Origin of the sequence: Shigella sp. FC1544 (assembly GCF_001722145.1) — a bacterium.
GTDB classification, from domain to species: Bacteria; Pseudomonadota; Gammaproteobacteria; order Enterobacterales; family Enterobacteriaceae; genus Escherichia; species Escherichia coli.
Genome location: NZ_MECT01000538.1, coordinates 1 through 222 on the forward strand (window position 1 = coordinate 1; position 222 = coordinate 222).

1 protein-coding gene is annotated in these 222 nt (G+C 59.9%); it reads right to left on the reverse strand.

What is annotated here, in order from left to right:
• A partial coding sequence (locus BGK49_RS19510; RefSeq protein WP_242412565.1) for an IS1 family transposase occupies positions 1–222 on the reverse strand: 222 nt, incomplete at both ends.

Here is a 222-nt window from a genome sequence, read left to right on the forward strand (position 1 = left end):
CACCACGTCAAAGGGTGACAGCAAGCTCATAAGACGCCCCAGCGTCGCCATAGTGCGTTCACCGAATACGTGCGCAACAACCGTCTTCCGGAGCCTGTCATACGCGTAAAACAGCCAGCGCTGGCGCGATTTAGCCCCGACGTATCCCCACTGTTCGTCCATTTCCGCGCAGACGATGACGTCACTGCCCGGCTGTATGCGCGAGGTTACCGACTGCGGCCT